This is a genomic window from Mycolicibacterium neoaurum (assembly GCF_036946495.1).
Lineage (GTDB): Bacteria > Actinomycetota > Actinomycetes > Mycobacteriales > Mycobacteriaceae > Mycobacterium > Mycobacterium neoaurum_B.
In genome coordinates this window covers 517,078-543,009 of record NZ_JAQIIX010000001.1, presented here as the reverse complement: position 1 = coordinate 543,009, position 25,932 = coordinate 517,078, and the positions used below count along the sequence as shown (strand labels likewise).

General features: G+C 66.5%; 25 protein-coding genes and 1 riboswitch. Of the genes, 11 read left to right on the top strand and 14 right to left on the bottom strand.

Features of this window, described 5'->3' with window-relative positions:
- Positions 1-187 precede the first annotated feature (187 nt).
- Positions 188-943, bottom strand: a complete 756-nt coding sequence (locus PGN27_RS02460; protein WP_335324665.1) for a MetQ/NlpA family ABC transporter substrate-binding protein — start codon at positions 941-943, stop codon at positions 188-190.
- Positions 944-1,111: 168 nt separating this feature from the next.
- Here PGN27_RS02460 and PGN27_RS02455 point away from each other — a divergent pair, with 168 nt between their 5' ends.
- Together PGN27_RS02455 and PGN27_RS02450 are read left to right on the top strand one after the other, a co-directional pair.
- Positions 1,112-2,563, top strand: coding sequence for an APC family permease (locus tag PGN27_RS02455; protein ID WP_335324664.1), 1,452 nt, complete (start codon positions 1,112-1,114; stop codon positions 2,561-2,563).
- Entirely contained in the window at positions 2,560-3,894 is a 1,335-nt protein-coding gene (locus PGN27_RS02450; protein WP_335324663.1) for a glutamine synthetase family protein, read from the top strand. Before PGN27_RS02455 ends, PGN27_RS02450 begins: the two co-directional genes overlap by 4 nt.
- Here PGN27_RS02450 and PGN27_RS02445 read toward each other — a convergent pair whose 3' ends face one another.
- Both PGN27_RS02445 and PGN27_RS02440 read right to left on the bottom strand, forming a co-directional pair.
- Positions 3,895-5,193 (bottom strand): cytochrome P450, encoded by a 1,299-nt coding sequence (locus tag PGN27_RS02445; protein ID WP_335324662.1) that lies wholly within the window; start codon positions 5,191-5,193, stop codon positions 3,895-3,897. It lies immediately after the preceding gene.
- A gap of 69 nt (positions 5,194-5,262) precedes the next feature.
- The gene (locus PGN27_RS02440; RefSeq protein WP_335324661.1) at positions 5,263-5,700 is read right to left on the bottom strand and encodes an acyl-CoA thioesterase; all 438 of its coding nucleotides are present in this window, start codon (positions 5,698-5,700) and stop codon (positions 5,263-5,265) included.
- A 42-nt stretch (positions 5,701-5,742) separates the two neighbouring features.
- Between PGN27_RS02440 and PGN27_RS02435 the strand changes: the two genes are divergently transcribed.
- Entirely contained in the window at positions 5,743-6,726 is a 984-nt protein-coding gene (locus PGN27_RS02435; RefSeq protein WP_335324660.1) for a threonine ammonia-lyase, read from the top strand.
- Here PGN27_RS02435 and PGN27_RS02430 read toward each other — a convergent pair.
- Both PGN27_RS02430 and PGN27_RS02425 read right to left on the bottom strand, forming a co-directional pair.
- On the bottom strand, positions 6,694-6,915 hold the full coding sequence (locus PGN27_RS02430) for a hypothetical protein (RefSeq protein WP_045546466.1): 222 nt from the start codon (positions 6,913-6,915) through the stop codon (positions 6,694-6,696). The two genes, PGN27_RS02435 and PGN27_RS02430, sit on opposite strands and share 33 nt — an antisense overlap.
- 253 nt (positions 6,916-7,168) lie before the next feature.
- Complete coding sequence (locus tag PGN27_RS02425) at positions 7,169-8,647, bottom strand: peptide MFS transporter (RefSeq protein ID WP_335324659.1); 1,479 nt, start codon at positions 8,645-8,647, stop codon at positions 7,169-7,171.
- Between the two features lie 236 nt (positions 8,648-8,883).
- Between PGN27_RS02425 and PGN27_RS02420 the strand changes: the two genes are divergently transcribed.
- Positions 8,884-10,206, top strand: a complete 1,323-nt coding sequence (locus PGN27_RS02420) for a DUF7159 family protein (protein ID WP_418888516.1) — start codon at positions 8,884-8,886, stop codon at positions 10,204-10,206.
- A gap of 139 nt (positions 10,207-10,345) precedes the next feature.
- On the top strand, positions 10,346-11,071 hold the full coding sequence (locus PGN27_RS02415) for a L,D-transpeptidase (protein WP_335324657.1): 726 nt from the start codon (positions 10,346-10,348) through the stop codon (positions 11,069-11,071).
- A gap of 10 nt (positions 11,072-11,081) precedes the next feature.
- On the opposite strand, the gene PGN27_RS02410 is transcribed toward PGN27_RS02415, so the two are convergent.
- On the bottom strand, positions 11,082-11,732 hold the full coding sequence (locus tag PGN27_RS02410) for a sterol desaturase family protein (RefSeq protein WP_335324656.1): 651 nt from the start codon (positions 11,730-11,732) through the stop codon (positions 11,082-11,084).
- Positions 11,729-12,451: a FadR/GntR family transcriptional regulator gene (locus PGN27_RS02405; protein ID WP_335324655.1), complete on the bottom strand. Its 723-nt coding sequence runs from the start codon at positions 12,449-12,451 to the stop codon at positions 11,729-11,731. The genes PGN27_RS02410 and PGN27_RS02405 overlap by 4 nt, the downstream gene beginning before the upstream one ends.
- A gap of 178 nt (positions 12,452-12,629) precedes the next feature.
- A riboswitch (cobalamin riboswitch) is annotated at positions 12,630-12,763 on the top strand.
- 142 nt (positions 12,764-12,905) lie between these two features.
- On the opposite strand from PGN27_RS02405, the gene PGN27_RS02400 reads away from it, so the two are divergent.
- The 3 genes from PGN27_RS02400 to PGN27_RS02390 all read left to right on the top strand — a co-directional run bounded on the left by PGN27_RS02400 (position 12,906) and on the right by PGN27_RS02390 (position 15,880).
- Positions 12,906-13,955 carry a FecCD family ABC transporter permease gene (locus PGN27_RS02400; RefSeq protein ID WP_335325200.1) on the top strand — a complete coding sequence of 350 codons (1,050 nt, stop codon included), beginning with the start codon at positions 12,906-12,908 and terminating at the stop codon, positions 13,953-13,955.
- Positions 13,952-14,770, top strand: coding sequence for an ABC transporter ATP-binding protein (locus PGN27_RS02395; protein ID WP_335324654.1), 819 nt, complete (start codon positions 13,952-13,954; stop codon positions 14,768-14,770). Before PGN27_RS02400 ends, PGN27_RS02395 begins: the two co-directional genes overlap by 4 nt.
- Before the next feature lie 81 nt (positions 14,771-14,851).
- Positions 14,852-15,880 (top strand): ABC transporter substrate-binding protein, encoded by a 1,029-nt coding sequence (locus PGN27_RS02390; protein WP_335325199.1) that lies wholly within the window; start codon positions 14,852-14,854, stop codon positions 15,878-15,880.
- An 18-nt stretch (positions 15,881-15,898) separates the two neighbouring features.
- Here PGN27_RS02390 and PGN27_RS02385 read toward each other — a convergent pair whose 3' ends face one another.
- The 3 genes from PGN27_RS02385 to PGN27_RS02375 all read right to left on the bottom strand — a co-directional run bounded on the left by PGN27_RS02385 (position 15,899) and on the right by PGN27_RS02375 (position 18,928).
- The gene (locus PGN27_RS02385) at positions 15,899-16,723 is read right to left on the bottom strand and encodes a formate/nitrite transporter family protein (protein WP_335324653.1); all 825 of its coding nucleotides are present in this window, start codon (positions 16,721-16,723) and stop codon (positions 15,899-15,901) included.
- 70 nt (positions 16,724-16,793) lie between these two features.
- Positions 16,794-18,236 carry a HAMP domain-containing sensor histidine kinase gene (locus PGN27_RS02380; protein ID WP_335324652.1) on the bottom strand — a complete coding sequence of 481 codons (1,443 nt, stop codon included), beginning with the start codon at positions 18,234-18,236 and terminating at the stop codon, positions 16,794-16,796.
- Positions 18,233-18,928: a response regulator transcription factor gene (locus tag PGN27_RS02375; protein ID WP_335324651.1), complete on the bottom strand. Its 696-nt coding sequence runs from the start codon at positions 18,926-18,928 to the stop codon at positions 18,233-18,235. The genes PGN27_RS02380 and PGN27_RS02375 overlap by 4 nt, the downstream gene beginning before the upstream one ends.
- A gap of 129 nt (positions 18,929-19,057) precedes the next feature.
- Here PGN27_RS02375 and PGN27_RS02370 point away from each other — a divergent pair, with 129 nt between their 5' ends.
- A complete protein-coding gene (locus PGN27_RS02370; RefSeq protein ID WP_335324650.1) occupies positions 19,058-19,660 on the top strand; it encodes a hypothetical protein in 603 nt (200 codons plus the stop codon).
- Between the two features lie 29 nt (positions 19,661-19,689).
- Here PGN27_RS02370 and PGN27_RS02365 read toward each other — a convergent pair whose 3' ends face one another.
- Complete coding sequence (locus PGN27_RS02365; RefSeq protein ID WP_335324649.1) at positions 19,690-20,466, bottom strand: helix-turn-helix domain-containing protein; 777 nt, start codon at positions 20,464-20,466, stop codon at positions 19,690-19,692.
- Between the two features lie 86 nt (positions 20,467-20,552).
- On the opposite strand from PGN27_RS02365, the gene PGN27_RS02360 reads away from it, so the two are divergent.
- Complete coding sequence (locus tag PGN27_RS02360; protein WP_335324648.1) at positions 20,553-20,903, top strand: hypothetical protein; 351 nt, start codon at positions 20,553-20,555, stop codon at positions 20,901-20,903.
- On the opposite strand, the gene PGN27_RS02355 is transcribed toward PGN27_RS02360, so the two are convergent.
- Positions 20,848-22,122: a cytochrome P450 gene (locus PGN27_RS02355; RefSeq protein ID WP_335324647.1), complete on the bottom strand. Its 1,275-nt coding sequence runs from the start codon at positions 22,120-22,122 to the stop codon at positions 20,848-20,850. The genes PGN27_RS02360 and PGN27_RS02355 overlap by 56 nt on opposite strands.
- A 209-nt stretch (positions 22,123-22,331) precedes the next feature.
- Here PGN27_RS02355 and PGN27_RS02350 point away from each other — a divergent pair, with 209 nt between their 5' ends.
- The gene (locus PGN27_RS02350; RefSeq protein ID WP_335324646.1) at positions 22,332-22,994 is read left to right on the top strand and encodes a hypothetical protein; all 663 of its coding nucleotides are present in this window, start codon (positions 22,332-22,334) and stop codon (positions 22,992-22,994) included.
- A gap of 12 nt (positions 22,995-23,006) precedes the next feature.
- On the opposite strand, the gene PGN27_RS02345 is transcribed toward PGN27_RS02350, so the two are convergent.
- A complete protein-coding gene (locus PGN27_RS02345; RefSeq protein ID WP_335324645.1) occupies positions 23,007-25,253 on the bottom strand; it encodes a molybdopterin-dependent oxidoreductase in 2,247 nt (748 codons plus the stop codon).
- A gap of 1 nt (position 25,254) precedes the next feature.
- Complete coding sequence (locus tag PGN27_RS02340; protein ID WP_335324644.1) at positions 25,255-25,812, bottom strand: TetR/AcrR family transcriptional regulator; 558 nt, start codon at positions 25,810-25,812, stop codon at positions 25,255-25,257.
- Positions 25,813-25,932: the final 120 nt, after the last annotated feature.

Here is a 25,932-nt window from a genome sequence, read left to right as displayed (position 1 = left end):
CGTACTCGTCGGCCAACTGTGCTGTGCGCAAAGGAAGTTCGGTGAATCCGGGCGGCACGTCGAGAACGAGAACGACCTGTACGGGGCGTGGTGCCCGCGATGACGTACCCGCGCCCGATTGGTACATCGCTTCATGGTGCCCCAGAACTCGGGAGCCCGGCAGGGTTTGGAGCGCCGTGAGCGCAATTCAGAACGCGGGGATGACCTGACCCGAATATGTCGTCTCGATGAACATCTTGGTCTGCGGCCCGGTGAGCGCCGCTGCCAGCGTCGCGATATCCGGGTTCAGTTGTCCCGCAGGCTCGGTCACCAGATACTCGGCGTAGACGGGATTGCCGCGATCGCAATGTAGGGCGGTGTCGGTGTGCACGTTGCGTTCCATCGCCTGGTTACCGAAGAGGAACACCGCGTCGAAATCGTCGAGAGCCGAGGCCATCGTCCAACTGGTGAGCTCCTTGAACACCAGCCGGCGCGGGTTGGCCCGCACGTCGGTGGTGGTGGCCAGCTGCCCCGCATCGGGCCGACAATCCAGCAGGCCGAGCCGGTCGAGCATCATCAGTGATCGGTCGGCATTCACCGCGTCGGCAGGTAACGCCACTTCGGCATAATCGGGAATCGTCGCCAGGCTGGTCACCCGGCTGGAGTACAACCCGAATGGCTCGATGTGGACCGCGACCACCGGGGCCAGCGCGGTGCCGGCGGCCCTGTTGAACTGCTCCAGGAAGGGCAGGTACTGAAAGTAGTTGGCGTGCAGTCGGCCTGCGGCAAGCCAGTCGTTGGGCTCGTCGAAACTATCGAACACGATCACCTGCAGATCGATCTGGGACTGGGCCAGCGTGGTGCGGACACTCTCCAAGATCTCTGCGTGCGGGACCGGCGACGCACCGACCCGCAGTGGCCGAAGCCCTTTCGTGCTGACCGATCGCACCGAACTGGTCGACATGGTGGCCAGCGTACTGAAGACCACACAGCCTGCAAGGCGGCAGCCGCGGCGAATGTGCCGCCATGTTACGGACTTCGGCGCACGCTGACCGCAGAGGTTCTCGTGTGTTCGACAGCGGCCTAGGTTCTGGCCAACAGTCATCGCAGGGCCGAGAAGGAATGGTGCACCATGTCCGAGATCACCGCTGTCGCCGGGCAACTGAGCAACCCGGCCAAAAACCCCGACCGGAGGTTGCGGGGCAACCTCGGGGTGGCCTCCATCGTCTTCATGGTGGTAGCCGCCGCCGCGCCCCTCGGGGTGGTCGGTGGTGTCTTCCCGCTGGGCATCGCCAACGGTAATGGTGCGGGATTCCCCGCGACGTTCCTCGTCTCGACGGTGATCCTGCTGCTGTTCGCGGTGGGCTTCACGGCGCTGACCCCGTTCGTCGATGACGCCGGAGCCTTCTTCTCCTATATCCGTCACTCATTGGGCTTCTCGATCGGTATCGGGTTCGGCTTCGTCGCGCTGGTCAGCTACGTGGCCCTGGAGGCCGGCGTGTACGGCCTGTTGGGGCCCGCCGGTGTCGGTGTCATCACCTTGTTCGGCGGGGCCGAGATCCCCTGGTGGGCCGTCGCGGCGGTCGCATTCGCGGTGACGACCTATCTGGGTTACCGCAACATCGAGTTGTCCAGTCGAGTGCTTGGCGTGTTGCTGACCGCCGAGATCGCGGTCATCGGCATCCTCGACCTGGTGATCGTGCTGCGCGGCGGAGGGGATGACGGGCTATCGACCGGCGCGGTCAACCCCGCCACCGTGTTCTCCGGCTCGCTCGGTATCGGACTACTGTTCGCGATGCTCAGTTACATCGGCTTCGAGGCCACCGCGGTCTTCCGCGACGAAGCCAAGGACCCGCAGCGCACCATTCCGCGCGCCACCTACGCCGCGCTGATCCTCATCGGTGCCTTCTACGCCGTCAGCAGCTGGGCGCTGATCTCGGCATGGGGTGATGATCGCGCCGTCACCCAGGCCACCGATTCCGGTGGCACCTTCCTCGCCGACGTCGCCCAGACCTATATCCGCACCGCAGGCAACGACATCATCACCGTGCTGTACTTCACCAGTCTGTTCGCCTGCATCCTGGCCTTCCACAACGTGGCATCGCGCTATGTGTTCGCGCTGTCCCAGCACCGGGTGCTGCCCGATACTCTCGGGGTCGCGCACTCGGCGCATGGTTCGCCGCACAGGGCGTCGCTGTGGATCTCCGGCGTCGTCGCGGTCGGTATCGCTGCCGCCGTCCTGTTCGGCTTGGATCCGGTGACGCAGTTCTACACGTGGTTCGCGGCCACCACCACGGTGGGATTCGTGGTGCTGCTGATCGCGACCAGCGTTGCGGTACTGGTGTTCTTCGCACGCGACCGCCGCGGCTACTCACAATGGCGGGTACGCATCGCGCCGGCATTGGGACTCGTCGGACTCGGTGTCACCCTGGCGTTGATCCTCACCAATCTGGAGGGCCTGGCCACCTCGAATGCGTTGGGGTGGGGCATCATCGGCCTGCTGATCGTGTCCTTCGTCATCGGGGCGGTCATTGCCCGGCGAGCGGCGGGTACCACCGAGGCGACCCCGGAGGTGCACTCATGACCAGCGCCGCCGACACCACCGGCACCCCCGCACCTGCACTGTCCGACCGACTTGCCGACGGTTCACTGACCGAGATCGAGGTGGCCTGGAGCGATCCGCTGGGACATGCTCAAGGCAAACGTATCCCGGCTGCCCAGTTCCTGGACCGGGCGCACGGCTGCGGATTCGCGTTCTGCGAGGCCTCGCTGGGCTGGAACGCCGACGGCACCGTCGTCGACGGCCTGCGGCTGACCAACTGGACAGGCGGCTATCCCGATGTGTTCGCCGTGCCCGATCTGTCGACCTTGCGCGAGCTGCCGTGGCGGCCGGGCGTCGGGCATGTCGTCTCCGATATCCTCACCCACGACCGCACACCGTCTCTGTTGGATCCACGGGCAGTGTTGCGCCGGGTGCTCGATCGCCTTGGGGCACTGGGCTACACCGCCAAGGTAGGCGTCGAGCTGGAGTTCTATCTGCTCAATCCGGACGGCACCGCCCTACAGGACGATATCCACGCCTACTCGCTGGAGAACGCCAACGCGCTGGATCCGGTGTTGTCCGACCTCTACGACACTCTCGGGGCGTTCACCCGGCTGGAGGGAATCCAGAGCGAATACGGGCCGGGACAGGTCGAGGCGAACCTGGTCTACACCGATGCGCTGGCAGCCGCCGACGACAGCGCACGACTGAAGTATGCCGCCAAGGAGGTGGCACGCAGGCACGGCAAAATCGCCAGCTTCATGGCCAAACCCTTCACCGAACACTCCGGAAGCTCTGCGCACCTGCACATCTCGCTCTGGCGAGACGACGAACCGGCTTTCGCCGAGGTGGCCGGCGTCGAGAACGACCTCGCCCAGTTCGCCATCGCCGGTCTACTGGAACACCTGCCTTCGATCACGCTATTCGGTGCCCATTCGGTCAACGCCTACCGACGATTCGTGCCGGACTCGTTCGCACCTGCGACGGTCACCTGGAGCCGCGACAACCGAAGTGCCGCTGTGCGTTCGCTTCTGGATCCGGACCCGCGGGCGACCCGTATCGAACTGCGCACAGGTGGTTCGGATGCCAACCCCTACTGGTTGGTCGCCTCGGCACTGGCAGCCGTCATTGCCGGTATCGAGGCCGGGCGACGCCCCGAACCCGCGCTGGCCGGCAATCTGTACGGTTCGGGCACCCCGTTGCCGGACTCGCTAGCGGTGGCGGTGGCGCTGACCACCCAGGATGACACCATCGCCGAGATCCTCGGGCGGGACTCGGTCGCCGACTTCGCCACGATCGCACGCTCCGAGTGGGTTGCCTACTCGGGACAGGTCACCGACTGGGAACGCCGCCGCTATCTGACCACATCCTGATCAGCCGATGTCGCGGGCCGCGCCGGGCGTCCAGCGCACCGGCAGCCGCTTGATCCCGTGGATGAACGGCGAGAGAAGGCGGTCCGGTTCGGCGTCGGCCAGCAGATCGGGGACCTGGCGGTGTAACTCCTCGAACGTCACCGTGATCTCACGGCGGGCCAGGTTCGCGCCCAGACAAAAATGGGCGCCGCCACCGCCGAACCCGAGATGAGGGTTGGGGGAGCGCAGCACATCGAATCGCCACGGGTCGGGGAACCGGGTCTCATCGCGATTGGCCGAGCCGTACCACATGGTGACCTTGTCACCTGCGGTCATGGCGACACGACCGAGCTCGATATCGCGGGTCAGGGTGCGCCGCATGTAGGCCACCGGCGACGACCACCGCACGATTTCCTCGACGGCGGTCGGTGCGATCCGGTCGTAGTCAGACCACCACAGGTCGCGCTGCTCGGGATGCCTGCTCAGCGCGACGACACCGTGGCTGATGGCGTTGCGCGTGGTTTCGTTACCGGCCACCACGAGGAGGATGAAGAAGGAGGCCACCTCGGCCGATGTCAGCCGTTCACCGTCGAGTTCGGCGGAGACGAGGGCGGTGGTCAGGTCATCGCGCGGGTGAGTGCGGCGGTCTTCGGCCAACGCGGCGGCGTAGGCGCCGATATCGATGGCCACCCTGGCGAATTCGTCGAAGTCGGCGGTGAGATCCGGATCGCCGAAGCCAAGAATGACATTGGTCCAATGGAATATCCGGTCATGATCTTCCCCGGCGATACCCATCATGTCGCAGATCACCTGCAGCGGTAGCGGACCTGCCAGTGCCGAGACCAGATCCGCGCGGCCGTCGGGGTGGTCGGCGACCATCGCGGAAACGAGGTCGCGGGCACGCTCGCGAACCGATTCCTCCACCCTGGCCAGGACCCGCGGGGTGAAGGCGCTGCGGACGATGTTGCGTAGCCGACCGTGCCGCGGATCATCCATGGCGATCATGGAGCCGAAGTACTCGGCCAGCTCCGGAGTTTGGTCGCCGATGGTGATGTTGGGACTCGAACTGAAGATCTCGGGATGCCTGCTGGCATAGTGCACGTCGTCGTAGCGGGTCAGTGCCCAGTGACCGGCCCCGGCATCGACGCCCTCGGCGGTGACCGGCTCATGGAACGAGATGGGGTCGCAATGACGGAGGGTGGCGAACGCGCCGTCGCGGAAATCGTCGTCGCCGCGCCAGAATCGCCATGACCCCAGATCCACCTGCGCCCGGTCGACGGTACGCGGGGGTGTTCCGTTGCGACGGACCGCGATCGACATGGACCTCAGCATAGGATCGTGGGCGACGGCGCGCGTCGGAATCGGCGGTGAAGCGCGCAGTCGGACGGGTCAGGCAGGGTCGGGGGCCACGAAGATGCGACGCAGTTCGTCGGGCACCGGCCGCTTCGCCCAATCGTCGGTGGATACCGTCACGTAGACGTTGCGGCCGCGCACCGCCGTCCGTTCGATGCCGTCGCCATCGGTGCGCAGCACGTCGAAGCTGACGGTGAAACTGGTGGTGCCCACCGACTCGCAGGCCACGACCACCCGGACGGTGTCGCGCCAGCGCACGGGCGCGCGGTAGTCGATCTCGCTGCGCACCACCTGGAAGTCGACACCGGCGGCGATCAGGTCGGGATAGCGCAGCGACCGATGGTCCAGATACGCGGTCCAGGCTTCGTCGAACCAGGTCAGGTAGTGGGCGTGGAACACCACTGACTGCTGGTCGACCTCCGCGTACCGGGGGACCACCGACAGTGCGAACCGTGCATCGTCGACCGGACTCACGGAGCACACCTTGCCCCATCACGCGCTCGTTACGATCAGGGGGTGCCTCCCACCCTGATCAGCATCGACGATATCCGGTCCGCCGCCCGACGCCTGGACGGTGCCGTGCTGCGCACTCCGCTGCTGGCGGCCGACTGGGGTGATTCGCAGCGTCCACTCTTGCTGAAGCCGGAGAGTCTGCAGGCGATCGGTGCGTTCAAGGTGCGCGGCGCGCTCAATGCGATCGGACGGCTCGGCTCCGACGAGAAGCGCCGCGGTGTTGTCGCGTACTCCAGCGGCAACCATGCTCAGGCCGTCGCCTATGCCGCAGCACGTTTTGGACTGCGAGCCCATATCGTCATGCCCGAGGAAACCCCACGTATCAAGATCGAGCGGACCCGCGCCCATGGTGCCGAGGTCGTGCTGTGCGGTATGGGTCGGCGCGAGGCGGTGGCCGCCGAACTCGTCGAACAGACCGGCGCCACGCTGATTCCACCGTTCGATCACCCGGATGTGATTGCCGGACAGGGCACCATCGGCCTGGAGATCGCCGAGGACCGTCCCGATGTCGCCAATGTGGTGATCCCGGTCAGCGGTGGTGGATTGGCGTCGGGCATCGGCACGGCGATCCGCGCGCTGTGCCCGAACGCGCATATCTTCGGTGTGGAGCCGGAATTGGCCGCCGATACGGCGGCCGGCCTACATCGGGGGGCCCGAGTCGACATGTCGATCGAGGATCGCAATCGAACGATCGCCGACGGTTTGCGTTCGCAGCCCTCGGAGCTGACGTTCGCTCACCTGCAGCATGTGCTGACCGATATTCTCACCGTGTCTGAAAACGAGATCCGCTCTGCAGTAGCCGAATTGGCGTTCAAGGCCCGGCTGGTCGCGGAGCCGAGCGGAGCCGTCGCGCTGGCCGCCTATCGGCGCCACAAGATGCCGCCGGGTCCGACGGCGGTGATCGTCTCCGGCGGCAATGTCGAGCCTACGTTGCTGTCGGAGATACTGACCGCGTCAGCCGCGGTCGGGGAAGACCAGCGGGACTGACACGCCGCAACCCAGATGGGCGCAGTGCGACCAAGCATCCTGTTCGGCGGCGGCCTTCAACAGGCGGCGCCGGCCGATCCAGCCGCATGAGCAGCCCGCGGTCGAGTTGCCCACACCGCGGTTGTACACGTAGGCCACCCCGCTTCCGGTTGATGCGGTGAGGCGGTCCTCCAACAGTAAGACGTTCATCTGATTCATCTCCTTCGTCGACCTGACCTCGGTGTCATGCAGACGTGCGAGCCTGTCGCAGTTCGAATTCTGCGCTGCTGGACCCAGGTTCGGCAGGATCGGCGAGTCACGAGTCGACGCTGATCCGGTCAAGCCGGGGTAACGAACAGCTCTGAACTACCCGTGGAACGGCGTTGCCAAACAGTGTGTCTGCCGATGTCGCGGGCATCAGAGATGTTGCTACAGCGTCAATTTGGGGACGCTGGGGCAGCTGTTAATGGACGCCCTCCATCAGCCGGCTGATCCGTCCCGCCAGCCCCAGCACCACGGCGCCGGCGGCGATCGCGACCACACCGAGGATGCCGAAGTATGCGAACTCGGCGGCGGAATCGTAATACCCGGACAGCACGCCCGACATGGCGGTACCCAGGCCCACGGAGAAGAAGTACAGCGCCATCATCTGAGCGCGGTAGGCGTCGGGCGCCAGTTGGGTCGTGACTGCCAGGCCGATCGGGGAGAGTAGCAATTCCGATATTGCGAACACTGCCATGATGCCCATCACCAGCAGTGCCGGCACGGCCTTGCCGGTGGTGCCGGCGAACGGCAGGAACAGCAGGAAGGCCGCGCCCATACCGATCACGCCATAGGCGAACTTCTGCGGGGTGGTCGGCGCACGGTTACCCAGGCGGGTCCACATGATCGCGAAAAGCGGTGACAGCAGGATGATCCAGACCGGCTCGATCGACCCGATCCAGCTCGACGGTGCGGTCCACCCGAAAATCGACCAGTTCATCCGTTCGTCGGAGTACACCGCCAGCACGGTGAAGATCTGTTGGAACAGTGACCAGAACACCGCGTTGGCGATGAACAGTGGGATGAACGCCCGCACGCGAGTCCGTTCCAGGCCGCTGACTTTCGGGCTGCGCAACAGCACCGCGAAGTACGCGACGGAGGCCACGACGATCACGCCGGTGGTGACCTGGGACAGGATGGCCAGCGTCACCAGACCGGTCCAGAACGCGATGACCACCACGACCAGCGCACCGACACCGGCGGCTATTGCGGGCAGGATTCCGCTGCGCGGCAGCGGGTTGGGGACCTCGCGCCCATGAGCGCCGAGGTTGCGCCGGAACACGACGTACTGGGTGAGTCCGATGGCCATGCCGATGGCAGCAGCGCCGAAACCGTAGTGGAAGCCCATCTGCGTCTGGAGCAGACCGGTCAGCAACGGGCCGATGAAGGCGCCGAGGTTGATGCCCAGGTAGAACAGCGTGAACCCGCCGTCGGCGCGGGCATCGCCCTTGTCGTACAGCGTTCCGAGCAGTGAGGAGGCGTTTGCCTTCAGTGCGCCGGATCCCAGTGCCACCAGCACCAGGCCGACCGCGACCCCGGTGATGCCCGGGAGCAGTGCCAGGGCGATGTGCCCGGCCATCACCACCACGCCGCCGTAGAACACCGTGCGTTCCATGCCCAGCACCCGGTCGGCCAGCCATCCACCGAGCACGGTGGACAGATAGACCAGGCCGCCGTAGGCGCCGACGATGCCCGTCGCGGTGGCCTTGGCCATCTCCAGGCCGCCGTCGGTCACCGAGTAGTACAGGTAGTACCCCAGGATGGTGAGCATCCCGTAGAACGAGAATCGCTCCCACAGTTCCACACCGAACAGGTTGGTCAGTCCGATCGGATGGCCGAAGATCGTGCGAGCAGCCCGTGCATCGTGGCCGTCGGTTGCCGTGTGTTCCGCCCCAGTCATGGGACACCACCCTGCCACGCACCGCGAGTGCGTGTCGCATTGTGGCGATGTCACTTTGTCGGCGTGCTTGTGACGACGGTTCGGCCAACGTGTCTTCTGGCCTTGACGTCTACATACGTTCTCATTGGCAAATGCGGGGAGCGTGGTGATGACGCGCTGGCTGGGCTCCGGGGCGCCCACCCGGGTAAGGTCAGCCGGATAACGGGGCGGTGACCGGATCGTCTCGACCCGGTCGCATGCCTGCGACCGGGTGGTCCGAAGGGGTTCATGTGGACGCGGTGCTCGGTTTGTCGATGACGCCTACGTCGCTCGGCGTGGTCGTCGTCGACGGCGACGGAGCCCCCGAGGGTGCGGCCGCGCGGGACTCCTTCGAGGTTCGCGTCGACGGCTCGGACACCCGCTCGGCAACCGAACAGGCGACCGCGGCGGTCGGGGCCATCGCGGCCGCCCGCGGACAACGCCTCAAGTCGATCGGTGTCACCTGGAGCGAGAACGCCGACGCCGAGGCGACCGCCCTGATGGACTCGTTGAATCGCTCGGGTTTCGGCAATGTCGTCCCGATCCGGCTGCCGGAGGCCACCGAGGCGCTCGCCCGGGGGATGGCCGATGTCATCGGATACCGGACCAGCGCGGTGTGCGTCATCGAACCTGATACCGCGATCGCCCTGATCGTCCATACCGACGACGGCGCGATACAGACGGCGATCAATCACGGTATCGACAGCGACGAGAGCCTGATCGGCTGGTTGAGCACCGTGTTCACCCGCGCTGACTGGCAGCCGGAGGCGCTGGTCGTGGTCGGTTCCGCCGGTGGCTTCGACAGCGTCCTGCCGCAGCTGGAAGGGGCGCTCTCGGTGCCGGTCTTCGCCCCTGCCGAGGCGCCCCTGGCGCTGGCTCGCGGCGCGGCGCTGGCCTCCACACACAGCTCAGGTCTGCCGTTCAGTCTGGAATTGCCTGCCCCGGCCGCACCGGGTCGGCATGCCGCCACGGCATCCGGCAACAACTCGACTCGCCTGATTGCCGGGGCACTGGTCGCCGGTGTGCTCACCTTCGTGATTTCCGCATCCGTGGCGGTGGCGGTGCAGTTGTCACCGGCGCGGGAGACCGCTGCCCCCGAGCCCGCCGCCGTGGTCGTCCAGGATCCACCCGCCGCGCGTGTTGCTCCCCGCCCCGCCCCGCCCTCAGCTCCGATCGCCGAGCCGGCCCAGGGGGAGCAGTCCTCGTTGTCCGACGCGCTGGCGCCCCCGGTCGAGTTCGCGCCGCCGCAGGCACCGGTCGAGCCGGTGCTACCCGAAGCGCCCGCGCCCGAGGTGAGCGCCGGATACGATCCCGCGCCCGTCGAAGCGGCGATGCCCGATCCGGCGCTGGCGCCCGCGCCACCGGTCGTCGATGCACCGCCGGCCGTGCTGCCGCCGCCGGTCCCGCCGGTCGCCACGCCGCCGCAGGTGTTCGAGCAGCCCAAGAAACCGTTCCTGCAGCGGATCAGGGACCGGCTCCGTCTCGGTGGTCCCGACCAGGGTCCGCCGGGGCAGATCATCGTCAGTCCGCCGCAAGGCTAGGCCTTTCGGGCGCCGCGCAGGTCGGGGGCTGGCTAACATTTGTCGGACTCGGTGCGACAAGCAGATGAGCGGTCAGGTCGGGTCCGGAGTGTCCGGAGTTCAGGGGAGGTTCGGCACGTTGCGAAAAGCTATTCGGTACATGGTCGTCATGGTGGGCATCACCGCGTTGTCGCTGGGTGCGTCCACGGCCACGGGTGTGGCTGCCGTGAGCGTCCCGGCCCCGGCCGTGGCTGTGTCGCCGGCCGCCGGTGACATCGTCGGTGTTGCCTATCCGGTCACGGTGTCCTTCGGCTCGCCGGTCCTGGACCGCGATGCCGCCGAACGCGGCATAACCTTCTCCGCGCCGACGGTGCCGGACGGAAAGTTCCAGTGGCTCGACGATGCCACCGTCCGGTTCACCCCTGCCGACTACTGGCCCGCGCATTCGACCATCACCGTCGAGGCGGTCGGTCTGAAGTCGAGTTTCCAGACCGGTGCGCTGGTGCGCGGTGTCGCCGACATCGACGCACACACGTTCACCGTGAGCATCGACGGCGAGGTCGCACGCGAGATGCCCGCGTCGATGGGCAAGCCCGGACACGCCACGCCCATCGGCGAATTCACCGCACTGGAGAAGCAGAGCGTGGTGGTCATGGATTCGCGCACGATCGGCATCCCGCTCGATGATCCCGAGGGCTACAAGCTGACGGTGTACGACGCGGTGCGCGTCACCTGGGGCGGGGTGTACGTGCACGGTGCGCCGTGGTCGGTGGGCTCGCAGGGTTATGCCAACGTCAGCCACGGCTGCATCAACCTCAGCCCGGACAATGCCGACTGGTACTACAACAATGTGAGCATCGGCGACCCGATTGTGGTGCAGGCCTGACCATTCCGGCTCATTGGGCGTCGGCGTGCAAATTGCGCGCGGTCGGTGAGGTGTCGACGGTCGCCGGATCCGGGTAGGTCCGCAGCACGCGATCGGCCGTTCCGCTGCTGGTGACGGTGAACCAGTAGTGCTCGTTCTTGAAGTGATGGCGGCGGTGGTTACGCCAGATCGAGCGGTATACCGCACTTTTCGGCTTGTAGTTGGTGTGTATCAGGTAGTGGCACCATTCGTAACCCAACCCGAGTGCGGCCAGGATCGTCAGGAACGTCAGACCGCGGCCGGGGCTCGGAAACGCCAGCGTCGCGATCGCGACCGCCAGTGGCAGCACCCACAGTAATGACGGCCAGGGGATGAACACCAACGGCAGGTCACGTGGTTCGACATGGTGTTCGCGGTGCTTGCGTGACAGCAGCGGATCGACCCGCACGCCTGCGATTTGGCGCGGTCGCCAGTGCAGGATGAACACGTGGATTAGCCATTCGGCGAACGGGAACATCGCGAGCATCGCGGCGGGCACCAGCGCGTCGGTGAATTGCCAATCGCCGGTGTGGATGCGGGCCGCGGCGGCAGCGACCAGTGTCGCGCCCAGCATCCACGGGGTGGGGTGGCGTCGGAATTCCCGTGCCGCGTCCCGCAATGTGGTTCCTCCCCGGCTGTTCATCGCGACTCCTCCAGTTCGGTCAGCGCGGTGATCAGCGCTGTGGTGGCGGGTTCCAGCAGTGCGTGGGCTGCATCAGCGGCCTGGACGGCATCACCGGCGATGACGGCATCGGCGATGGTTTGGTAGGCGTCCGGTCGGCCCACTTCGGCGGCCATCATGGCGGCCAGCGCGGGCAATGCGGGCTCGTAGGCGGCGCGCAGTGTGTTGTACATCAGCCGGAATGCGATCGAATTCGCATGGTCGACAAGGTGATCCCAGAAGTTCAACGCGTGGCGCTGCAACTGCACGGGGTCGCTCTCGGTGCGCAATGCCCCGATGTCGGCCGCGAGTAGGCCGGGTAGTTCCGTTCCGTGGCGACGTGCGGCGAGTTCGGCGACCTTCGGCCCATTGTGCAGACGGGTCTCCAGAATGGAACGCACCACCGCGGTGTCCAGTTCGCCGGCACGCAGCAGTAGGCGGGGGAGCAGGTCCAGTCCGGCATGCCTGCGGAAATCGCGCACCGTGGTCGTGTCACCCTGACGGATCTCGACCAGACCGATCGAGCTGAGCCTCTTGAGTGCCTCGCGGACGGCGGGTCGCGAAACGCCGAGTACCTCGGCCAACCGGCGTTCACTTGGTAACTGGTCTCCGGGCTGCATCGCGCCGCTGAGCACCTCGCAGACGATCTGCTCGACGACATCCTCGGGGACCGAGCGCCGGGGTACGGGTTGAAGGGCCATGCAACGAGGATGGCACCGAGTTGGTAAGAGGTCAAGTGGTCAGACCACTGTTGGCTGGTCTCGATAGCGCTGCCTCCACCTGTTTCGTCTCGGCGCAGTCGAGCCCAGTGCGTGGGGCCCGCGCCGCCGGTCCCTATGGCCGGCCGCCGCGACGCCCACCCACCGGGGATGTGCGCTAACCTCCGTGGTTGAGAACGGTCACATCCGCCCGGTGCGGGTGTCAGGGAACCCGGTGCGAGTCCGGGACTGTCGCGCAACGGTATGGGAGCACGGTCTCCCGAGTCCGATACCTGCCGCTCTCAGATGTTTTCACCGTGTATCTCGCGCTCAGATACCCCGGCATAGCGAGGCAAGACTTGTTGGTAGTCCTTAACCGCCCGACCCCGGACGTCTCCCAGCGTTCTCGGCCGAGCGTTACGCCATGACTATCGGTGAGAGACCCCGCATCGACGACATGATTCGAGCCGGCACCGTTCGTCGGCTACCGGTCGCCGCGTTGACCGGTGCGCTCGCGGCGCTCACGGTGCTGAGCATCGTCGGCTCGGTGGCCTTCGGCGCGGAGGACATTCCGCTGGGCGATGTCTGGCGCGTTGTGCTGGGCCGGTTCACCGGGAGTCCAGGGGATACCGGATTCGATGTCATCATCTGGGATCTGAGGCTGCCACGCTCGGTACTGGCAGCGCTGGTCGGCGCGGGTCTGGCGCTGGCCGGCGCACTCATGCAGGCGCTGGTCCGCAACCCGTTGGCCGAGCCCTACCTCCTCGGCGTTTCCGCGGGAGCGGCAGTCGGGGCAACGTCGGTGATCACCCTTGGCATGCTCTCCGCGTTCGGGGTGTGGGCACTGTCCGGGGCCGCACTGATCGGATCGTTGGTCGCGACACTGACCGTGTACGCGGTCGCACGTGCCCAGGGTGGTCTTACCGCCCTGCGTCTCATCCTGTCCGGAGTGGTTCTGTCGTCCGCTTTCATGGCGCTGTCGTCACTCCTGGTCTTCACCGCCGGTGATCCACACGCGGCAGAAAGCGTGATGTTCTGGTTGCTCGGAAGCGTCGCCGGTGCCACCTGGGTCAAGGTATTCCTCACTGCCGCCGTGGTACTGGCGTCGTTCGCGGCCGCCATGCTGATCCATTCCTGGCTGGATGCGTATGCCGCCGGCGCCGACACGGCGGTATCGCTCGGTGTCCCGCTGCGCGTGTTGCGCAATGCGCTGTTCGCGGTGCAAGCGGTGCTCGTCGGTGTCGTGGTGTCGGTATCCGGTGGCATCGGGTTCGTCGGTCTCGTCGTTCCGCACGCGGCACGGATGGTGGTAGGGGCCACCCACCGCGCCGCGCTCCCGGTTGCGGTCTGCGGTGGATCGCTCTTCATGGTGTGGGTGGACGTGATATCACGCGAGGTTGCTGCGCCCCGCGAAATGCCGTTGGGCATAATCACCGGTCTCGTTGGAGCGCCGGTGTTCCTGTATTTGATGGGCCGACGGCGCTACGAGTTCGGCGGCAGTCCATGAGTCGAACGTGTCTCGAGCCGGTGCGGGCAGCCGTGTCGCTGGCGGCCCACGGCGTGACCTGTCGCCGCGGCCGCAGGACGGTGGTTGCCGGCATCGATCTGAAAGTGCCTGCGGGCAACCGGTTGGCGATCGTCGGCCCCAACGGTGCGGGCAAAACTACCCTGCTACGTGCCATGGCTGGTCTGCAGGCTCCGGCATCAGGGACGATCCAGGTCGACGGTGATGACCTTTACCGGATGCCGGCCCGACAGCGTGCAAGGACCATTGCCTTCGTCGGTCAGGAGGAACAGCCATCGGCGGAGTTGACCGTCTTCGAAGCGGTAGGGCTCGGCCGTGTCCCATATCGCAGTCCGTGGTCTCGAGCGACCATCGGAGAGCGGGACGTCATCGACGACGCCCTGCGCGCTTTCGGGTTACTCGGAAGGGGCGATCGATCGTGCGTGCACCTCTCCGGAGGTGAACGACACCGCGTGGTGCTCGCCCGAGCCTTGTCTCAACAGACCTGCGCACTCGTCCTCGACGAGCCCACCAACCATCTCGACGCGGCGTGGCGACTGAGATTGATGCGCATTCTCGACGATCTCGGATGCACCGTCATTGCCGCCATGCATGATCTCGACTTGGTGTTCCGGCATTTCGACATCGTGGCCGTAATCGCCGACGGCGAAATGTACGCCCATGGGCCACCCGTCGAGGTACTGACATCGTCGTTGCTGCAGCGGGTGTTCGGCGTTGCCGGTGACGTGGTCGTTCACCCGGCCACGGGTCGCCCGCACCTACTTCTCACACATGCCGATCCGGCACCCCACTCATGAAAAGGAATATCCCAAGTGGCACAGAAGCATTCGGCAAGACAACATGCACGCCGGGTCGCCCGACTGGCAGTCGCGGTCGCCCTGTTCGGTGCCGCCACGGCGTGCACTTCGAAGGCTGACTCATCCGCGGCACCTGAGAGCGTCACGGTGAAGAACTGCGGCGTGGATGCCACGTACGAACAGCCGCTGGACCGGTTGTTCGTCAATGACGGCGGAATGATCGCGATTGCGCTGGCTGCCGGCGCACGTCAGGAGATTATCGCTGTCAGCTCCATGGCGCGCGATACCGACGTGCTCCGACTGAAATTCGGTGCCGAAGTCGATGGTCTGAATCAGGTGACGCCGGAGCGGCCGTCTCTGGAGAACATTGTCGGAGCCCGTCCGCAGGTGCTTTTCGCCGGATACAACTACGGTATGGGTGAGGAGCGGGGCATCACTCCCGAGATTCTCGCATCGCACGGTATCTCGGTCTATCAGCTGTCCGAGGCTTGTTTGCAGGTTGCGGGACAACCGACCCGGGGCACCATGGACCCGTGGGCCGCACTCGATACCGACCTGCGGAACATCGGCACAATCACGGGAAACGCTGAAGTCGGAGCTCGTGCGGCCGACGCTGTCTCAGCAAGACTGGAAGCCCTCCGTGCTGCGCCACAACCCGAGCGCAAGCCCACCATCTTCGTATTCGACAGTGGAACCGACACCATCTTCTCATCCGGAGCCTTCGGTGGGCCACAGGGCATCATCGACGCCGCTGGCGCCCGCAACGCCACCGAAGATGTCCGTGACACCTGGACGACGGTGAGCTGGGAGCGTCTTGCCGCCGCAGATCCGGATCTCATCGTCTTTGTCGACTATCCGGGCCAGACCGTGGAAGAAAAGATAGCTGTCCTTAGCAACAACCCTGCCAGTCGAAATCTCAGAGCAGTAAAGGAAAGTCGTTACGTGAATCTTCCATATGCCATGTGGGTTTCCAGTCCGCTCAACATCGATGCAGCCGAGACCATGCGTCACGTCCTCGAACGACACGGATTGGCACCGCAATCCGACATCACGCCCGCACTCGACGTCGCCCGGCTCAAGCTGGCCGGGAACGACTGGCTCGTGAAGTGAACAGGATCAGTCGGCGGATCAGTCTTCGTCGGCCTCGGCCTCGGTACGCTCCTCTTTGATGCGGTCCTTGCTGCGCAGCAGTCGCAGCAGCGTCACCAATCCCAATCCGCCGATGATGTTGCCGACCACCACATAGCCGAACCAGCCGAGCCAGTCCAGATATCCGAACGGTGCCTGTCCGGTGGCAAGGGCGCCAAAGATCAGCAGCGAGTCCAAGATCGAGTGGAACATCTGCAGGCCCGCCAGCAGGAAAGCACCCGCCACCGCGGCGGCGATCTTGCCGAATACCGAGTCGGTGCCGTGCTGCATGCGGGTCATCAGCGTGATGGCCATGCCGCCGAGAAGTGACAGGACAACCGTCTCAGTGGAAAGCGGGGCGGTGACGAAATGTTCGGCGGACTCGATGGTCTGTTCGTGCAACTTGGGAAATCCCAACATGATCAACCACATCAGCACCCAGCCGCCGGCCAGGTTCGCCACCAGGGTGCCGCTCCAGAACGCGAACAGCTGACCGATACCCGCCCGTTTGGCGGCCACCGTGGTGATGGGAATGAGGAAGCCTTCGGTGAACAGCTCACTGCGGCCGAGTAGCAACGCCAGGAAGCCGATGGAAAAAGCCACGCCGGCGAGCAGTTGGTTACCGGTGGCGGCGAGCACCGACAGGTAGGCCAGTACGCCCATCGCCACCTCGGTGCCGCCGAAGAATCCGGTCACCAGCACTTCCCGCGGGCTGCGGTGCAGGCGCTGGGTGCCCTCGTCGACCATCCTGTTGAAGGCGTCTTCGAGTTCGTCCTCGATCGGGCTACCGGAGCTGCCCAACTCGCGCTGGCTGGTCGGGCTCATGGGCGAATCCTCCGCGTCGGTGACAATAGATCCGCGGAGTACCCCGCCGGCGGAGTTCGAAGCTTGGTCTCTACCGGCGCGTCGGCAGCGTCACGGTGAAGCGCGCCCCCGACGGATGGTCGACGCAGACGAGGTCACCGCCGTGGGCGCGGGCAAGTGCCCGGGCGATCGGTAGCCCCAGACCGGCGCCGCCCTGATCGCGGGCTCGCGACTGATCGAGTCGGACGAGTCGGTCGAAGATCCGCTCGCGCTGATCGGGCGGCACCCCTGGTCCGGTGTCGGTGATGGTCACGGTGGCCATCTCGCCGTGACCGGCGACGTCGATGGCGATCGATCCGTCGGCCGGTGTGTGCCTGCGCGCGTTGTCGCCCAGGTTGGTGAGGATCTGCTGGATCCGGATCGGGTCGACGACAGCGGGCAATGCGTCCGGTGCGTTCATCGTCACGGTCACCGACGGCGCCAGCATCGCTATTCGACGTCGCTCGTTGTCCGCCAGTTCGACGATGTCGCAAGGTTGAACATCCAGTCGGGGGTCTGCGTCGATCCTGCTCAGATCGAGCATGTCGGATACCAGTCGTCCGGCCCGCCGTGCCTCGGTCAGCACCAGTTCGGCCCGATGCTGTTGGGCGGCGGCCGCTGGATTGTCGATGTCTTGGAGTGCGGCCGCCAGGATCTGTTGAGCTCCCGCGTGGATGCCGGCGATCGGCGTGCGCAGCTCGTGGGCGGCGTCGGCCAGGAACTGCCGGGTCGCGGCATCTGCGCGCTCCGCTTCTGCCGCTGCGGCCTGCGCACGCCGTTCGGAGGTCTCCAGCGAATCCACCATCGTGTCGAACGCGGTTGCTGCCCTGCCCAGTTCGGTGCCCGGACGATCCGGTGCCAGCCGTGTGCCCCGATCGCCGGCGGCGATGCCCTCAGCCACCGCGGTCAATCGACGAAGGGTAGACATCGTGGCGCGCACCACAACGGCCACACTGATCGCGGCGACCACCAGAACGCCAAGGCTGGACAGCACGAGGATGATGCGCAGCTGTTGCAGCAGCGCGGTGGTCGCCGTGGTGTCGGCAAGCAGGACCAGTCGGTCACCGCCGGGAAGCGGGTGGTCGATGACCGTCGCGGTGGTTCCGACCGGCGGCGGGGGTGGGGGACGGTGCCTCGGACCGGGGTCCGGTGGCCCGCCCGGCCCGGGCGGGTGGGGCGGTGGTGGCGGACCCGCGTCGGATGTCGGACCGGCCGTCACGAAGGGGTCGCCGTAGGACGTCCCGGTGGCGGTGACCAGGCGGGTGCGGATCCCGCCACCGCCGGTCTCGGCGACCAGGCGTTGCGGCGACGCGCCCTGGGCGGCGAGCGAATCGGCACGTGCGACTGCGGACATGAGTCGGTCGTGCAGGTCGTTTCTGGCCTGGGCGCCGACCACCGAGTCGATCGTCACACCGAGCAGCGCCAGCAGGACCGTGAGCACGATCAACACGGCGACGATCGTCCGGCGGGTCAGCGACGGAGTAGATGTGCTCATCCGGTGGGCTGCAGACGGTAGCCGATTCCACGCACCGTGTGCACGAGCCGGGGACCGTGCGCCTCGAGTTTCCGGCGCAGGCTGCTCATGTGTACGTGGACCAGGTTGTCGTCATAGGCGGTGTATCCCCATACCGCGTCGAGTATCTGTGCGGCACTGACGATTCGGCCTCGCTGATCGACGAGGAACTCCAGGAGTTTCAGTTCGGTCGCAGTCAGCGACAAGGGCTGACCCGCTCGAGTGGCGACGGCGGCCTCCTTGTCGACCAACAGGTCGCCCACTTCGATGATCGAGGCGAGCGTGCCGCGGCGACGCAACACCGCGTTGACCCGCGACAGCAATTCGGGCATCTCGAAGGGCTTGACGACGTAGTCGTCGGCGCCGCCGTCGAGCCCGCGCAGGCGGTCGGGTAGGCCGTCCCGAGCGGTGAGCATGATGATGCCGGCCTCGCCCCACTCGCGGACGACATCGATCAACTCGAAGCCGTCCCGACCGGGGATCATCACGTCGAGGATGACGGCGTCGGGCCGGTGACCGGCCAGCCGTTCCTCAAGTCCGTCGCCATCGGAACAGGCCGACACCGTGTACCCCGCGTCACGCAGCGCTTCGGCGACCATGTCGCGGATGGCGGCAGAGTCCTCGACCAGCAGCACGTGCGGTGGGCGGCGTGCCGCGCCGGTGGAGGGTGTCACCCGTCCATTGTGACGTTCGCAGGCTGAAGCGAATCTGAAGATCGCCGATCAGGCGCCCGCCTTCAGGTTCGCTTCAGAACAGCCGCTTAGCGTCGGTTCTCGTCAGCATTCACCACGCGAGGAGCGACAATGTCGAATGATCAACGCAGTCAACCGGATTCCGACGAACCTGTGAGCTCGTCGGAGATCACCACGCCGGTGGCCTACCAGGAGGTGTCCGCCCAGGAGCCCGAGGTCGCCGGACAACGTCCGGCGCGCCGTCATCAGGTCGGGGTGGCGGTGGCCACCGCGGCAGCCGGCCTGCTGGTCGGGTTCCTGGGCGGTGTCGCCGTCGACGCGCACCCCATGGTCTCGTTGACCGTGGGCAGCACATCGGAACCCGGCGGTTTCGCTCGCCCGCCGGCACCCGGTCAAGGACCGGAGGGGCCGGGCGGGCCAGGTGTATTTGCCCCGCGTCCACCGATGCCGCCGGGCCCGGCCGACGGTGGACCCGGTGTGCCCGCCCCCGGTGGCCACGGTCCCGGCGCGCACGGTCCCGGCCCGCAAGGACCGGGCGCCCCGGGACCGGGGCCGGCAGGACCGAACGCCGGCCCCGGTGATCGTGGACCCGCCGGCCCGCCGCCCGGGCCTGTCCCGCCTGCTGACGGCGATCCGGCGGGACCCAGGCCCGCCCCGCCTGCCCCGCCCGCCGGCGAGACGCCGCCGCTGCCCGCGGAGCGCCCCGCGGGCTGATCATCCCGGAGGGCAGCAGTCGCCGGGATTCAGCGCAGCGCCGCGGCCGTCGCGTCGTCGGCCGGCAGGAACGCCTCGATGCTGAGTTCGGCCGCGGTGAGGTCCAGCGCGGTACCGAAGGTGGTGACCGTGCTCAGGAAGGTCAGCACGCTCCCGTCGGTGCCGGTGAGTTCCAGCGGCACCGCCACGCCACCGAGGTCGATGAACTCGTCCTGTCCGCCCGGATAGGACTCGATCTCGGTGAGCAGCGCTGCCGACCGTGCCGATCCGCTCAGTGCTGCTTCCCGGCGCAACCTGCCGATCACGTGGTGGCGCCACTGCGCGAGATTGCGGATGCGCGGTGCCAGGCCGTCGGGATGCAAGGCGATGCGCAGCGCATTGGGCACGGCGAGAAGGTGGGCAGCGATCCCGTCGAGCAGGATCGCCGCACCGCTGTTGGTCTGCAGCACATTCCAGTACCGGTCGACGGCCAGGCACGGGAACGGGTTGTAGGCGTTGAGAACCCGCTCCACGCCGCTGCGCACCGCGGACATCCCAGGATCGCCGAGATCACGCTCGGAGTACGCCGGCGCCAGGCCCGCGGCCAACAGCAAGTGATTCTGTTCGCGGGCGGGAACACCCAGAGCGTGGGCCAGCCGCAGCACCATCGCCCGGCTCGGCACCGCGCGCCCGGTCTCGATGAAGCTGAGGTGGCGCGCCGAGACATCGGCCTCGGAGGCCAGGTCGAGCTGACTCAGGCGCCGACGCTTACGCCAAGCTTTCATGAGCGCACCGAACGGTGGATTCTGAAGTTCGACACCGGTCATCTGAGCCAGTGTCGGCCAGAATCGGACCAGATTCCATTACCTCGGCGGTAATTGCGTGGCCTCCGTGTGGCGAGCACCGTGGCGGTATGAGCACACGAACGGATCCGCGGGTTCCGCGATGGTTGGCAACGGTGTTGCGGTGCGACCGGGCGGGGTCGTCCTGGTACATCGGCACCGGCTTCTTCTTCGCGCCGGTGCTCGCCATCATGTCACCGTGGCCGGCGCTGACGGCCGCACTGTGGGTGCTGATCGCACTGGCCGGGTTGTGGCTGGGACTGCTCGGCATCGCGATGGCGACCGGACTCGCACTGGTGCTTCGCCGGGGTGCCGAGATCGACGAGGGCTACTGGCGTTCGATCCTGGACTACCCCGAGTCCGCAATCACTGGTGCACAGCCTGTTTCGAGGCTCCCACATAGTCGACCTGCCAGTGTTTGATGCCGTTGAGCCATCCTGAACGCAATCGTTCGGGTTGAGCCAACGAGGTGATGTCGGGCATCGCATCGGCGATGGCGTTGAACATCAGATCGATGGTCATCCGGGCCAGGCTGGTGCCGACGCAGTAGTGCGCCCCGGTGCCACCGAAGCCGACATGGGGGTTCGGGTCCCGCAAGATGTTGAACGTGTACGGATCCTCGAAGACGTCCTCGTCGAAATTGGCCGCGCGGTACATCATCACCACGCGCTGACCCTTCTTGATCGACACCCCGGACAGTTCGGTATCGGCCAGGGCGGTTCGTTGAAACGATGTCACGGGGGTGGCCCACCGGACGATCTCGTCGGCCGTCGTCGATGGCCGGTCTCGTTTGAACAGTTCCCATTGATCCGGGAAATCGGTGAACGCCATCATCCCCTGGGTGATCGAGTTGCGCGTCGTCTCGTTACCCGCGACGGCGAGCAGCACCACGAAGAACCCGAGCTCGTCGTCGGAGAGTTTGTGGCCCTCGACATCGGCCTGTACCAGTTTGGTGACCAGATCCTCGCCGGGGGAGTCGGCCCGCTCGGCGGCCAACTTCATGCCGTAGGTGATCAGCTCGACCGATGCGCTGATGGCGTCGTTGCCGGCGAACTCCGGGTCCATGTCGCCGACCATCTGGTTGGACCAATGGAACAGTTTCATCCGGTCTTCTTGCGGAACACCCATCAGCCCGGCGATGGCCTGCAGCGGTAGTTCGCACGACACCTGCTCGACGAAGTCACCCGAGCCTGCGGCGGCCGCCCTGGCAGCGATATCACGGGCGCGTTCGGCGAGGTCTGCGCGCAGAAGTTCGATGGCGCGCGGGGTGAAGGCGCGGGAGATGATCTTGCGCAGGTGGGTGTGATGGGGAGCGTCCATGTTCAACAGGACGAACTTGCCGGTGTCGATCTGGTCCCGGACGGTGCCGTCGGCGTAACGCGGCAGCGCGGTCTTCTCAAGGCTGGAGAAGACATCGCTACGCCGGGAGACCTCCTTGACGTCCTTGTGCTTGGTGACGACCCAGTACCCGCCGTCGCCGAAGCCGCCGACGCCGGCGGGCTGCTCGTTCCACCAGATCGGCGCGACCCGCCTCATCTCGGCGAACTCCTCGATGGGCAGCCGGTGGGCGTAGATGTCCGGATCGGTGAAATCAAAACCGGGTGGAAGGTCGGGCTGCCGGGCGTGGGCGGTGTCGGTCATGGCGTCCAGGACTCCTCGCGACGAAGCTGTCTAGTGGCCTAACGCATTGCTACACCACCCCGGGGCCTGCGCGGCGGCGGTTCGGCAAAGTCGTACGAGATGCTGAGAGGAACCTGTTCTCGTATTCTCCGAGTAACGCGAACCAGGTCGGTGGAGATACATTCTGCGTCAGAACTTCGGTCCCTTGGTTTCAGTGAGAGGCAGCTGCGATGAGTGTCGACCTTCGTCGGTTCGTGACCACGGCGAGCTGGTGCGCGGCGGGCGTGTGTGTCGCGTTCGCTGTTCCTGCGACGGCATTGGCCGAGCCCGTTCCGAGCCCCGTCCCTCCGGTGCCTGCGCCCGGTCCCGTGGTGGCTCCGCCGGCACCAGGCCCCGCCGTCCTGGCCGGCCCGGCCCCAGCGTCGGATCCGACCGCGCCCGCGCCGGATCCCGCTGCTCCCGCGCCCGGCGCGGTCGTGGCTGCTCCGCTGCCGTCGATGGACGGCACGCCGCATCTACCGAGTCCCGATGCTTTGCCGGTGGGCACCACCATGGACCCGGCCCTGGCCGGCCGCGATCCGTCACCGAACGTCAGCTACCTACGTGATCTGTGGCATGCGGTCCAGAATCAGGAGATCAGCGGTAAGGAAGCGCTGGTCCTCGGTCTCGCACAGCGCGGGATGAACACACCGATGCCTGCCCAAGCCCCGGGGCCGAACGTGCCGATCCAGTACCCGCGCGATCCCGCGGCCCCGCTGGCCCCTGGTGCGCCGCTGCCGCCGGTGGCGCCGCCGCCGCCTGGTGCGCCGCTGCCGCCCGCCCCCGCTCCGTCGGGTCCTGCACCGCTGGTGCCCGCCGCCGCAGAGGCTCCGGCCCCGCTGCCGCTCCCGTAGGCGCACGGTGCCTCATGACGAGGCAGCTGCGACCCTTTCCACCCGCGCCGGGACGTGCTTGTGCCAAGGGGTGCCGGCGTACTCGTCGCGCCACTGTGACGCGGTCAGTTCATTGGGTGCCACACCGGGTGCGACAACCCGGCCGTCGGCACCGATGTGGTCCACTCCGAAACCGTTGGGCAGGGCGATATGCCCGCACTGCATGGCATCGCTGATCTCGACGGTGGCCACGGCCGAACCGGTCGCGGTGGTGATGCGTATCAGATCGCCCGTGCTGACACCGGCAACATCGGCGTCCTCGGGACTGATCCGCAACGCGCCATCCTGGTCACGTTTGCGCCAGGACGGATCCCGCAGGATGTCGTTGGCGGTGTAGGCGCGGCGCTCCCCGGCGGACAGCACCAAGGGGAACTCGGTGCTGGTGAGGGGAGGGCGGTCGGCGGTCAGCGCCGTCATCTCGGCACGCATCTCGGGAATGTCGAGGGCGATTCGCCGGTCGGCATGGCTGATCAACGCGACGTCGTCGGCGTACTCATGCTCGGTGAAGGTGACGCCGGACGGGTTGTCCAGTATCGCCCGGAACAGGGCATTGCCATCCGCATGGCCGGCTCGGCGGACTGCTTCCGGATAGGTCATCGCGGTCTTATGCGCCAAACCCCACAGCGCCGCTGCTCCCCTCAGACCCGCGGGCAGGGTCGGGCCGAGCGTGTCGTACAGCACGAACGGAAGGACCCGTCCCAGTGCGGGATTGGTGCTGATCGCGGTGAAAAAGGCTGCGGTGTAGGCCTCCAGCCCCGCGCGGGCGGCAACGCGCAGCGGATGCAGGTCCGCCTCGTCGACCACACCGAGGGCGCGCACCAGCCGCGCCCAGATCTCCGGTTCGGGTAAGGTCCCGGGCAGCGGGTCGAGCACGGGGTGGCGCAGTTGAAACGTGTTGTGCGGGAACTCCAGATTGAAAAATGTCGCCTCGGCCTTCTCGAACTGACTGGCCGCCGGCAGCACATAGTGCGCCAGGCGCGCGGTCTCGGTCATCGCGACATCGATGACCACCAGTAGATCCAGCGCAGCCAACGCACGGCGGACGCGCGCCGAGTCGGCCACCGAGTGCGCTGGGTTGCTGCTCTCCACGATCATGGCACGAATGCGGTCGGGGTGATCGGTCAGGATTTCGTCCGGCACGATGTTGGAGGGCACCAGCCCCGAGATGATCGGGGCGCCGGTGACCGGCGTGCGGCCGACGCCCCCGGCGCTGAACAGCGGCGCGAACGACGAGTGTAGATGCTGGGTACCACGTTTGGCGAAGTTGCCGGTCAAGATCCACAGCAGCTTGTTCAGATATGAGCACAACGTGCTGTTGGGAGCCTGTTGAATTCCGAGGTCCTCGAATACCGAGACGCTGGCCGCGGTGGCGATGCGCCGGGCGGCGCCACGAATCAGCGCCTCGTCGACTCCGCAGCGGGTGGCGTAGGCGGCCACATCGACATCGGCGAGTACCGCACGAACACCCTCCGCCCCGGTGACCCAGGCGGTCAGGAACTCCTCGTCGCAAAGGTCTTCCTGCACCAACACCGCGGCGAGCGCGGCCAGGCACCAGGCGTCGGTGCCCGGCCGGACCCGCAGGTGGAAGTCGGCAAGCTCGGCGGTATCGGTTCGCACCGGGTCGATGACGATCATCGACCGTGCCGGATCCTTCGCGATCTCGTTGAGCACCACCCGCGCCCGCGGGAAGCTCTGGGACATCCACGGGTTCTTGCCCACGAACACCGATACCTCGGCATGTTCGAACTCGCCGCGGGTGTGCCCGCCGTAGAGCTGTGCGTCGATCCAGAACTCGCCGGTCTTCTCCTGGGCCAGCGCATTCGATCGGTAACGAGAACCGATCGCCTTCAGGAACGCGCCGCTGTAGGCGCCGCCGAGATGGTTGCCCTGGCCGCCTCCGCCGTAGTAGAAGACCTTGTCCCCGCCGAACTGGTCGCGCAATATGGCGAACCGCTCGGCGATCTCGAAAATCGCGGTGTCCCAGTCGATCTCCTCGTAACTGCCGTCATCGCGACGGCGTAGTGGGGAGGTCAGTCGATTCGGGTTGTTCTGATAGTGATCCAGACGCAGCGCTTTGTTGCAGGTGTAGCCCTGCGAGGCGGGGTGCGCCTTGTCGCCGCGGATCTTGGTGATCGTCCGGTCCTGCAGTGCAACCACGATGCCGCAGTTGCATTCACAGAGGATGCACGCGGTGGGTTGCCAGTCGTTCTGCTCGGTCATGTCAGTCCCTTCCGGTGGCGGCAGTGACCAGCGCGCGCAACTGTCGGTGCACGAGGTCCAGCGCAGTGCTCGTTCCTGTCGTGCGGCTGACCAGCACGGCGCCCTCGATGGCGGTGGTCGTCAACATCGCCAGTTCGGTCGCCCGGTCGGCATCCACACCGTCGGCGCGCAGCATGCGTTCGATCAGCTCGATCCAGCGGGTGAATGCCGCTGCGGCACGCTCGGTGATCTGAGGGTTGTCGGCTTCCACCGCCACCGCGACCACCGGGCAGCCCGCTCGGTAACCCGTTTCGGTCAATTGGAGGCGGAAACCGTCGGCCACAGCGTCGAGTGCGTCGAGTGCAGACGGCGCCGAAGCGATCCGGTGGGCAATGAAGTCAGCCGCGAAGTCGACTGCCTCACAGAGTAATTGGGTTCGGCCGCCGGGAAAGTAGTGGTAGGCGGAGCCGCGGGGCGCACCGCTGTGTTCGAGCACGTCGGAGATGGCGGTGGCGTGCGCTCCGCGTTCTCTGATCAGGACGGCGGCCGAGGCGACCATCCGGTCTCGGTGTTTGGCCATTGAGTAGCTCCTCCCGCCAGATTATGTATAGCAGCATACATATGCGGCGGGTACACGGGTCAAGCCCCTGCCAAGCACGAATCCCGCCGGTCCGGGAGAACGGAGGCCGGCGGGATTCGC

Coding starts and splice junctions, on each gene's coding strand:
- PGN27_RS02445 (WP_335324662.1), bottom strand. CDS start 5,193: ATGTCGATCGCGGTCCGTCGCAACGGAACACCCCCGCGTACCGTCGAC.
- PGN27_RS02450 (WP_335324663.1), top strand. CDS start 2,560: ATGACCAGCGCCGCCGACACCACCGGCACCCCCGCACCTGCACTGTCC.
- PGN27_RS02410 (WP_335324656.1), bottom strand. CDS start 11,732: ATGAACAGCCGGGGAGGAACCACATTGCGGGACGCGGCACGGGAATTC.
- PGN27_RS02385 (WP_335324653.1), bottom strand. CDS start 16,723: ATGAGCCCGACCAGCCAGCGCGAGTTGGGCAGCTCCGGTAGCCCGATC.
- PGN27_RS02395 (WP_335324654.1), top strand. CDS start 13,952: ATGAGTCGAACGTGTCTCGAGCCGGTGCGGGCAGCCGTGTCGCTGGCG.
- PGN27_RS02425 (WP_335324659.1), bottom strand. CDS start 8,647: ATGACTGGGGCGGAACACACGGCAACCGACGGCCACGATGCACGGGCT.
- PGN27_RS02415 (WP_335324657.1), top strand. CDS start 10,346: ATGGTCGTCATGGTGGGCATCACCGCGTTGTCGCTGGGTGCGTCCACG.
- PGN27_RS02380 (WP_335324652.1), bottom strand. CDS start 18,236: ATGAGCACATCTACTCCGTCGCTGACCCGCCGGACGATCGTCGCCGTG.
- PGN27_RS02400 (WP_335325200.1), top strand. CDS start 12,906: ATGATTCGAGCCGGCACCGTTCGTCGGCTACCGGTCGCCGCGTTGACC.
- PGN27_RS02405 (WP_335324655.1), bottom strand. CDS start 12,451: ATGGCCCTTCAACCCGTACCCCGGCGCTCGGTCCCCGAGGATGTCGTC.
- PGN27_RS02365 (WP_335324649.1), bottom strand. CDS start 20,466: ATGACCGGTGTCGAACTTCAGAATCCACCGTTCGGTGCGCTCATGAAA.
- PGN27_RS02455 (WP_335324664.1), top strand. CDS start 1,112: ATGTCCGAGATCACCGCTGTCGCCGGGCAACTGAGCAACCCGGCCAAA.
- PGN27_RS02460 (WP_335324665.1), bottom strand. CDS start 943: ATGTCGACCAGTTCGGTGCGATCGGTCAGCACGAAAGGGCTTCGGCCA.
- PGN27_RS02370 (WP_335324650.1), top strand. CDS start 19,058: ATGTCGAATGATCAACGCAGTCAACCGGATTCCGACGAACCTGTGAGC.
- PGN27_RS02355 (WP_335324647.1), bottom strand. CDS start 22,122: ATGACCGACACCGCCCACGCCCGGCAGCCCGACCTTCCACCCGGTTTT.
- PGN27_RS02430 (WP_045546466.1), bottom strand. CDS start 6,915: ATGAACGTCTTACTGTTGGAGGACCGCCTCACCGCATCAACCGGAAGC.
- PGN27_RS02350 (WP_335324646.1), top strand. CDS start 22,332: ATGAGTGTCGACCTTCGTCGGTTCGTGACCACGGCGAGCTGGTGCGCG.
- PGN27_RS02345 (WP_335324645.1), bottom strand. CDS start 25,253: ATGACCGAGCAGAACGACTGGCAACCCACCGCGTGCATCCTCTGTGAA.
- PGN27_RS02420 (WP_418888516.1), top strand. CDS start 8,884: ATGCCTGCGACCGGGTGGTCCGAAGGGGTTCATGTGGACGCGGTGCTC.
- PGN27_RS02340 (WP_335324644.1), bottom strand. CDS start 25,812: ATGGCCAAACACCGAGACCGGATGGTCGCCTCGGCCGCCGTCCTGATC.
- PGN27_RS02360 (WP_335324648.1), top strand. CDS start 20,553: ATGAGCACACGAACGGATCCGCGGGTTCCGCGATGGTTGGCAACGGTG.